Source organism: Actinokineospora sp. (assembly GCF_052390155.1).
Classification (GTDB): domain Bacteria; phylum Actinomycetota; class Actinomycetes; order Mycobacteriales; family Pseudonocardiaceae; genus Actinokineospora.
On sequence record NZ_JBQTHF010000002.1, the window covers coordinates 256,252 to 265,830 of the forward strand.

5 protein-coding genes are annotated in these 9,579 nt (G+C 70.9%); 1 reads left to right on the forward strand and 4 read right to left on the reverse strand.

Features of this window, described 5'->3' with window-relative positions; genetic code table 11:
- Nucleotides 1–83 precede the first annotated feature (83 nt).
- The 4 genes from topA to ACT4N7_RS01305 all read right to left on the reverse strand — a co-directional run bounded on the left by topA (nucleotide 84) and on the right by ACT4N7_RS01305 (nucleotide 6,804).
- Nucleotides 84–2,891, reverse strand: a complete 2,808-nt coding sequence (gene topA / locus ACT4N7_RS01290; protein ID WP_444826659.1) for a type I DNA topoisomerase — start codon at nucleotides 2,889–2,891, stop codon at nucleotides 84–86.
- Between the two features lie 150 nt (nucleotides 2,892–3,041).
- Nucleotides 3,042–3,647 (reverse strand): hypothetical protein, encoded by a 606-nt coding sequence (locus ACT4N7_RS01295; RefSeq protein WP_444826660.1) that lies wholly within the window; start codon nucleotides 3,645–3,647, stop codon nucleotides 3,042–3,044.
- Between the two features lie 125 nt (nucleotides 3,648–3,772).
- Nucleotides 3,773–4,366: a hypothetical protein gene (locus tag ACT4N7_RS01300; RefSeq protein ID WP_444826661.1), complete on the reverse strand. Its 594-nt coding sequence runs from the start codon at nucleotides 4,364–4,366 to the stop codon at nucleotides 3,773–3,775.
- Nucleotides 4,367–4,494: 128 nt separating this feature from the next.
- Nucleotides 4,495–6,804, reverse strand: coding sequence for a sodium-translocating pyrophosphatase (locus ACT4N7_RS01305; RefSeq protein ID WP_444826662.1), 2,310 nt, complete (start codon nucleotides 6,802–6,804; stop codon nucleotides 4,495–4,497).
- A gap of 258 nt (nucleotides 6,805–7,062) precedes the next feature.
- On the opposite strand from ACT4N7_RS01305, the gene ACT4N7_RS01310 reads away from it, so the two are divergent.
- Nucleotides 7,063–9,405: a DEAD/DEAH box helicase gene (locus ACT4N7_RS01310; protein ID WP_444826674.1), complete on the forward strand. Its 2,343-nt coding sequence runs from the start codon at nucleotides 7,063–7,065 to the stop codon at nucleotides 9,403–9,405.
- The last annotated feature ends 174 nt before the right edge of the window (nucleotides 9,406–9,579 follow it).

A 9,579-nucleotide genomic window follows, 5' to 3' on the forward strand; every position in this document is an offset into this window, starting at 1 on the left:
GGTTCCCCATCCAGGCTAGTCCTCGTCGCGCTCCGTGTCGCCCCCTTAGCGGACCTCCACCAGCAGGGTTACCGCCAATCCGGTTACGACTTCGACTTCGCGGGTGTCTTCTTCGCCGGTGCCTTGCGCCGGACGGGCGCAGCGCGCTTGGGGGCGGGCCCCTTGGCCCGCTTCTCGGCCAGCAGTTCGGCGGCGCGCTCGTCGGTGAGCGTCTCGACGTTGTCGGCCTTGCGCAGCGATCCGTTCGTCTCGCCGTCGGTCACGTACGGCCCGAACCGGCCGTCCTTGATCACCATCGGCTTGCCGGACACCGGGTCGTTGCCCAGCTCGCGCAGCGGCGGCGCCGACGCGGCGGCCTGCCTGCCGCGCTTCTTCGGCTCGGCGTAGATCTTGAGCGCCTCGTCGAGCTGGATCTCGAAGAGCTGGTCCTCGCTGGTCAGCGAGCGGGAGTCGGTGCCCTTCTTCAGGTACGGCCCGTAGCGGCCGTTCTGCGCGGTGATCTCCTCGCCGCTGGTCGGGTCGGCGCCGACAACCCGGGGCAGCGACAGCAGCTTGAGCGCGTCATCGAGGGTCACCGTGTCCAGTGACATCGACTTGAACAGCGAACCGGTGCGCGGCTTGGGCTTCGCCGGAACCTTGCTCCTGGTCTTCTTCGCGCCCTCGACCGCCGGCGCCTCCTCGACCTCGGGCAGCACCTCGGTGACGTACGGGCCGAAGCGGCCCTCCTTGGCCACGATCTCGTGCCCGGTGACCGGGTCGGTGCCGAGCGTGCGCCCCTCCATCGGGGTGGCGAACAGCTTCTCGGCGACCTCGCGGGTCAGCTCGTCCGGCGGCAGGTCCTCCGGCAGGTTCGCGCGCTGGGCGACCGCGTCGACCTCGCGCTCCAGGTAGGGCCCGTAGCGGCCGACGCGGACCACGACGGGGCGGCCCTCGTCGTCGGTGAACACCGGGATGGAGTTCACCACCTTGGCGTCGATGTGCTCGACCCCGGAGCCGACCAGCTTCTTGAGTCCGCCGGAGCGGCCCACCGAGCCCTCGGGGCCGACCGCGCCGCCGAAGTAGAAACCGGAGAGCCAGTCGGTGCGCTGCTGGGTGCCCGCGGCGATCCCGTCGAGCTCGTCCTCCATCGCGGCGGTGAAGTCGTAGTCGACCAGCCGCCCGAAGTGCTGCTCCAGCAGCCCGATCACGGAGAACGCGATCCAGGACGGGACCAGCGCGGACCCCTTCTTCCACACGTAGCCGCGGTCCTGGATGGTGTTGATGATCGAGGTGTAGGTAGACGGGCGGCCGATGCCCAACTCCTCCAGCGCCTTGATCAGGCTGGGCTCGGAGTAGCGCGGCGGCGGGCTGGTGCTGTGCCCGTCCGCGGCCAACTCGGTCGCGGTGACCGGCTGGCCTTTGACCAGCAGCGGCAGCCTGCGCTCCGCGTCGTCGGCCTCGCCGCCCACCTCGGAGTCGACCGCCTCGACGTAGGCCCGCAGGAAGCCCGCGAAGGTGATCGTGCGGCCGGACGAGGTGAACACGCACTCCTCGCCGCTCGACGCCGCGCCCGTGATGCGCACGGTCATCGTGGTACCGCGCACGTCGGCCATCTGCGAGGCGATGGTGCGCTGCCAGACCAACTCGTAGAGCCGGAACTCGTCGGTCTCCAACTCGCTCGCCACCTGGCCAGGTGTGCGGAACACCTCACCGGCAGGCCGGATGGCCTCGTGCGCCTCCTGGGCGTTCTTGACCTTGCGGGTGTACTGCCGCGGCTGCGGCGAGACGTACTGCGCGCCGTAGAGGTCGGTGGCCTGCGCCCGCGCCGCCGTGATCGCCGTCTCCGACAGGGTCGTGGAGTCGGTACGCATGTAGGTGATGTAGCCGTTCTCGTACAGCCGCTGCGCGGTGCGCATGGTGCGCTCGGAGGAGAACCGCAGCTTGCGGCCCGCCTCCTGCTGCAGCGTCGAGGTCATGAACGGCGCGTACGGCTTGCGGGTGTAGGGCTTCTCCTCGACGCTCGACACGGTCAGCGCCGCGCCCGCGAGGCTCTCGGTGAGCCTGCGCGCCTCGGTCTCCTCCAGCAGCAGCACCTCGGTGCCCGCCTTCAGGTTTCCGTCCTGGCCGAAGTCGCGGCCGGTGGCCAGCCGGGTGCCGTCGACCGACAGCAGCCGAGCGCCGAACTTCGACGGCTCGGCCACATTGTCAGACCGGTCCGCGCCTGTGTTGATCTCCATCGTCGCGGAGATGTCCCAGTACGACACCGCCACGAACGCCATCCGCTCGCGCTCGCGCTGCACCACGATCCGGGTCGCCACGGACTGCACGCGGCCGGCCGAGAGCCGCGGCATGACCTTCTTCCACAGCACCGGGCTGACCTCGTAGCCGTAGAGCCGGTCGAGGATGCGGCGGGTCTCCTGGGCGTCGACCAGGTCGCGGTCCAGCTCGCGGGTGTTCTGCGCGGCGGCGAGGATGGCGGGCTCGGTGATCTCGTGGAACACCATGCGGCGGACCGGCACCTTGGGCTTGAGCGCCTCCAGCAGGTGCCAGGCGATGGCTTCGCCCTCGCGGTCGCCGTCTGTGGCCAGGTAGAGCTCGTCGACGTCCTTGAGCAGGCCCTTGAGCTCGGAGACGGTCGACTTCTTGTCGGGGGTCACGATGTAGATGGGCTCGAAGCCGTTGTCGACGTTGACGCCGAGGTTGGACCAGGACTCGCCCTTGTAGCGCTCCGGCACCTCCGCGGCCTTGCGCGGCAGGTCGCGGATGTGGCCGCGGGAGGACTCGACGACGAAGTTGCGGCCAAGGTAGGACGCGATCTTGCGCGCCTTCGCGGGTGACTCGACGATCACCAGCCGACGAGGCTCGGTCCCGTCCGCACCGCCGCTTCTCTTCGTCCCTGCCGATCCGGCCACGCTGTCCCGCTCTCTGTGAACCTGTCCGTACCAAAGCCCGCGTCAGCCAGTCAGTGTGCACGCTGCGCGGGAAATGCCCTATTCCAGGTCGCTCTAGCGGCTGGAAGATCGGCCGACCGAGAGTATGGACCTCTACCACCTCTAGCACGATCAGGACACGACGCGCATCCGAGAAACCGCGGGCCAGTACTCGGCGCAGCCCGCGCAGGCGGGTGGTCCGACCAGCTCCAACAGTCGCGCCAGTCTGCGCCTGCCGCTGACCCGCAGACCTGGTCCGTCGTCCTTGCCGACGTGCTTCGCCGCCGGGATACCGGTCCGGGCCAGCGCGTCCAGCAGCGGCTCGTGCGTCTCAGGCGCCTCGGCGTCGAGGGCAAGCAGGTAGCTGCCCTCGACCCAGCGGCCCGCCGCCAGCACCCACATCCGCAGCGCGGCGCCGTCCGGCACGAAACAGTCCGGGACCACCTTGGCCCGGCCGCGCGTCCACTGGGCCGCCAAGGGCGCCAGGTCGGCCCGGAACGCCGTGCGGAGCTGCGGCGGCTCACCGTCCTCGCCCGGCCACACCTGCGCCGCCACCCCGCGGTCGGCGCACGCCTTGACCAGTGCTTTCGCCCGCCACGATGCCGCGACGACCATCGAGAGCCGGGCCGTGGCCTTGGCGAAGACGACCGTGTGACCGTGCCCGCACAGCAGCCCCGCGAGATCGGCGACCCGAGGGTGCGCCGCCTCGGCGGAGTAGAACGACAACTGCGCGACCACGGACCACAGGTTAGAACAAGAGTTCGATCTCGGTAAAGATCGGCAGGCCCGGTTCAATCGCCCAGGGCACCGGGACTGGCACCGCGGCCGCCAAATCACCCGGTCGGGTGAAGTCGATCGGCCGCTCAGGACGTCGGCGTCGAACCGCTGAGCTTCTTGCAGCTCGGCGCCTGCTCGAACGCGCGGTTCAGCTCCTGGTTGCCGCGCAGGCCCTTGGTCGGGTCATCCAGGTCGCCGAGCTTCCCGAGGTCCTGGCTGACCTGCAGCAAGCCGGTCTGGAGACCGGCCACGGTGGACGCGTCGGCCTTCTCGAAGTTCGTCTTCGCGGTGCCGACGGTGGTCCTGGCGCCGTCGAGCGCCTTGATCGCCGTGTCGGCCGCGGCCTGGCCGTCGGGCACCGGAGGCGCGCCTGCCGCCCGCACGCCGCCGATCATCCGGTCGAGCGCGGAGACCAGCGTGTCGAGGTAGGCCACCATGTTCGTCTTGGCCTTCGCCGGGTCGCTCGGATCGATGTCCGGGCCCGCGCTCAGCGCCGCCGACTCGGGCGCGACCACCGCGCAGACCTGCTCCGCCCAGGCGACCGCGTCGCCGCCGCCCGCTGCCGCCGTGGTGGTGGTGGTGGTGCCGGAGGTCCTGCTGCCGCCGGAGTCGTTCGAACCGCTGCACCCGACCAGGCCGAGCGAGAGCACCGCGACGACGACGGCAAGACGACGAACCATGGGAAACGCTCCTTGGACGTAGCTACCTGGCGATATTCGCACGGTCGAGAGTCCATCGCAGGGCGGGGACACGGCCGAGGCCGGCCCCCGCGAAGGGGACCGGCCTCGGTCGTTGGTCACGCCGATTGTCAGGCGTTGGCCGGCGTCTCCGCCGGGGTGTCGGCGATCGCGGTACCGCGCCGCTTGGACACCACGACCGCGGTGACGATGAGCACGACGGCCGCGAGCGCGATGGAGACCCGCAGGCCGGTCGAAGCGTCCGCGCCGATCGAGAACGTGACGATGGCGGGCGCGATCAGCAGCGAGACCAGGTTCATCACCTTGATCAGCGGGTTGATCGCGGGACCGGCGGTGTCCTTGAACGGGTCGCCGACGGTGTCGCCGATGACCGTGGCGGCGTGGGCGTCGGAGCCCTTGCCACCGTGGTGGCCGTCCTCGACCAGCTTCTTGGCGTTGTCCCAGGCACCACCGGAGTTGGCCAGGAACACCGCCATCAGCGTGCCGGTGGCGATAGCACCGGCCAGGTAACCCGCCAGCGGGCCGACGCCGAGGCCGAAGCCGACCGCGATCGGGGCGAGCACGGCGAGCAGACCAGGCGTGGCCAGCTCGCGCAGCGAGTCACGGGTGCAGATGTCGACGACCTTGCCGTATTCCGGCTTGGCGGTGCCCTCCATGATGCCGGGGATCTCCCGGAACTGGCGGCGGACCTCGAACACGATCGCGCCTGCCGCCCGGGTCACGGCGTTGACCGCGAGGCCGGAGAACATGAAGACGACCGCGGCCCCGATCAGGATGCCGACCAGCACGTTCGGGCTGTAGACGACGTACTCGAACGCGGCGCCGGGCGACTCGATCTGGTCCTGCGCGCCTTCGACCACGCCCTGCAGGGCCTTGCCGATCGCGTCGGTGTAGGAGCCGAACAACGCTGTCGCGGCGAGCACGGCCGTCGCGATCGCGATGCCCTTGGTGATCGCCTTGGTGGTGTTGCCGACCGCGTCCAACTCGGTGAGGATCTGCGCGCCCTCAGCGGTCACGTCGCCCGACATCTCCGCGATGCCCTGGGCGTTGTCGGACACCGGACCGAACGTGTCCATCGCGACGATCACGCCGACGGTGGTGAGCAGACCGCAGCCCGCCAGCGCGATCGCGAACAGCGCGACCAGCACCGAACCCGACAGCAGGAACGCACCGTAGACGGCCGCGCCGATGACCAGCGCGGTGTAGACGGCCGACTCGAAACCCACCGAGATACCGGACAGGATCACGGTCGCCGCGCCGGTCAGCGAGGTCTTGCCGACCTCCTTGACCGGCTTGTAGTCGGTGCCGGTGTAGTAGCCGGTCAGCCACAGGATCACGCCGGCCAGCACGATGCCGATGATCACCGCGACAGCCGCGATGACCGCCGGGCTGCCCGAGATGTTGGACACCGACGAGCCGGTCAGCTCCGAGAACGAGCCCGGCAGGTAGATGAACGCCGCCGCCGTGCACAGGACCGCGGAGAACAGCGCCGAGATGTAGAACGAGCGGTTGATGGCGGCCAGGCCGCTCTCGCCCGCGCGAGCCTTGGTGATGTAGACGCCCAGCATCGCGGTGATCACGCCGAGCGCGGGGACGATCAGCGGGAAGAGCAGGCCGTGCACACCGAACGCGGTGCTGCCCAGGATCAGCGCGGCCACCAGGGTCACCGCGTAGGACTCGAACAGGTCGGCCGCCATGCCCGCGCAGTCACCCACGTTGTCGCCGACGTTGTCGGCGATGGTGGCGGCATTGCGGGGGTCGTCCTCGGGGATGCCCTTCTCGACCTTGCCGACCAGGTCGGCGCCGACGTCGGCCGCCTTGGTGAAGATGCCGCCGCCGACGCGCATGAACATCGCGATGAGCGCGGCGCCGAAGCCGAAGCCCTCCAACACCTTCGGAGCCGTGCCGGTGTAGACGAGCACGACAATCGCGGCACCGAAGAGGCCGAGGCCCACGGTGGCCATGCCGACCGCACCACCGGTGCGGAACGCGATCCTGGTCGCCTTCTCCCGGCCGCCGTCCTCATTGGCCGCGGCGGCGACCCGCAGGTTCGCCTGCGTCGCCAGCCACATGCCGAGGTAGCCGATGGTGAACGAGAAGACGGCACCGACCAAGAAGAACAGCGACCGGCCTATGCGTTCCCCCGCGCTGTCGGCGGGTAGCAGGAACAGCAACAGGAATACCGCGCTGCCGAAGACCAGCAGCGTGTTTCGCTGCCGCTTGAGATACGCCGCCGCACCCTCTTGGACCGCCTTGGCGATTTCCTGCATCTTGGCGGTGCCCTGGCCCGCGGCCAGAACCTCCTTGAGCAGGACATAGCCGACGGCAAGAGCGGCGAGGGCGATCACGGCGACCACGACGACTACACCGCGATCGCCGCCGGTGAGCGTCAGATCTGCCGCGAGGAACTGCCCGGACATCCGTCCTCCTGATGATCTGCCTGTTTCGGGGCCGACATCCCGCCATTACCGGCGGCGTGTATCGACCCCTGACTCCGCGTGTGGCACCACCACAAGCAGTGGGATGCGGGCGGAGTCTATTGGTAACGCGGATCACGGACGCGAGCCGTCCCACACCCCGCACTGTCCGTGAGCCGATATGGCGGAACGTGACTACGGGTGGCGGGTCGGATCCGCCTGGTGGGCAACAACGTCGGCGGTGTGTGCGAAGCTCGACGGGTGGGTGCGGACGCGGCGGTGGAGCGGGGCGGCCTGCTGCTCAAGCGGGTACTGGCGGGGGTTCCCGCTGGCGAGAATCCGCTCACCCACGTCGAAGAACTCCCCGAGCGCGCGGCGACGGTGGCGGCCTGGCCGTCGTGGGCGGACAAGCCGGTGCGGGCCGCGTTTGGCCGGGGCGGCGTCGAGTCGCCGTGGGCTCACCAGGTCGCGGCGGCCGAGCACGCGCACGCAGGCCGCAGTGTGGTGATCGCCACCGGCACCGCGTCCGGCAAGTCGCTCGCCTACCAGTTGCCGGTGATCTCCGCGCTCACCGACGACCCGCGTGCCACCTCGCTCTACCTGTCCCCCACCAAGGCGCTGGGCGCCGACCAACTCCGCGCCGTCCGCGCGCTCGACCTGCCCGAGCTGCGGGCCGCGAGCTACGACGGCGACACCCCGATGGCCGAGCGCGACTGGGTGCGCGCGTACGCCCGGTGGGTGTTCACCAACCCGGACATGCTCCACCGCGGCGTGCTGCCCACCCACGGCCGCTGGGCCACGTTCTTCCGCAACCTCCGCTACGTCGTGGTCGACGAGTGCCACGCCTACCGGGGCGTGTTCGGGTCGCACGTGGCGCTGCTGCTGCGCCGACTGCGCCGCGTCGCCCGCAAGTACGGCGCCGACCCGGTGTTCGTACTCGCCTCCGCGACGGTGTCCGACCCGGCCGCCTCGGCCACCCGACTGTCTGGAGTGGACTGTGCGGCGGTCACCGAGGACTGCTCGCCGCGCGGGGCGCGCACGGTGGCCCTGTGGGAGCCGCCGCTGCTCGACGACGTGGCAGGCGAGAACGGCGCGCCGGTCCGCCGCTCGGCTGGCGCGGAGACCGCGCGCATCCTCGCGGACCTGGTCATCGAGGGCGCGCGCACGCTCGCGTTCGTCCGCTCCCGGCGCGGCGCTGAGCTGACCGCGCTCGGCGCCCGCCGCGTCCTGTCCGAAGTAGACAGTGGGCTGGCCGACCGGGTCGCCGCCTACCGCGCGGGCTTCCTGCCCGAGGAGCGGCGCGCGCTGGAGAACGCGCTGGCCAGCGGCGAGCTGCTCGGCGTGGCCAGCACCAACGCGCTGGAACTCGGCGTCGACATCGCCGGGCTCGACGCGGTCGTGGTGGCCGGGTACCCGGGAACTTTGGCGTCGTTCTGGCAACAGGCCGGGCGCGCGGGGCGCGCGGGCGACGGCTCCCTGGTGGTCTTCGTCGCCCGCGACGACCCGCTCGACACCTATCTGGTGCACCATCCGTCGGCGGTGCTGGACAAGCCCATCGAGGCCACCGTCACCGACCCTGGCAACCCGTACGTGCTGGCGCCGCAGCTCGCGTGCGCCGCCGCCGAGCTGCCGCTGACCCCGGCCTGCCTGCCCGCCTTCGGCGACGGCGCCCGTGCCGTGTTGGACGACCTGGTCGCCGAGGGGGTGCTCCGCAAACGCCCCGCCGGGTGGTACTGGACCTCCCACCAACGCCCGCACTTCGACGTCGACATTCGCGGCTCGGGCGGCGACCAGATCGCGGTGGTGGAGGCCGACTCCGGCCGCATGCTGGGCACGGTCAACCCGGGAAGCGCCTGCGCGACAGTGCACAGCGGCGCGGTGTACCTGCACCAGGGCACGTCCTATGTGGTGGACGAGCTCGACCTGGACTCCGGGCTGGCGCTGGTGCACGCGGAGAACCCGGACTGGTCGACCTCGCCGCGCGAGGTGGTCGACATCGCGGTGTTGGGCACGATCGACCGCCAGGTGCACCAGGCGCGCGGGGGCGAGGTGACCGTGTGTCTCGGCGAGGTCGCCGTGACCTCGCAGGTCGTCGGCTACCTGCGCCGCCTGCCCTCGGGTGAGGTGCTGGACCAGATTCCGCTCGACCTGCCCGAGCACACGCTGCGCACCCGCGCGGTCTGGTACACGGTCAGCGAGAATCTGTTGACCGGTATGGGTTCCGGCCAGGCGGGACTGCATCCGGCGGCGGTGCCTGGTGCACTGCACGCCGCCGAGCACGCGGCCATCGGGCTGCTGCCGCTGTTCGCCACGTGCGACCGCTGGGACATCGGCGGCGTCTCGACGGCGCTGCACCCGGACACGGGCCGCCCCACCGTTTTCGTCCACGACGGCCATCCGGGTGGCGCGGGTTTCGCCGACCGTGGCCACGCGGCCCTGGTGCCCTGGCTCAACGCCACCCGGCGCGCCATCGCCGCGTGCGAGTGCCCGGCGGGCTGCCCCTCGTGTGTGCAGTCTCCCAAGTGCGGCAATGGAAACGAGCCACTGGACAAGGCGGGCGCGGTGGCCGTCCTGAGCACTGTCCTCGCCGCGCTGACAAACTGACCGACAGTCCACTGAGGACAGTCGGTGGCGGGCGATGACTCCGCTGGCGAGGGGTGCTTACGCGGCAGCGGACGGGGGTGCTTACGCGGCAGCGGGGGGGGGGGGGGGGGGGGGGTAACCCACCCGCCACCCCCGCGGGCGACCAGGCCCCCCGCACGCGGGGGGGGGGGGCGA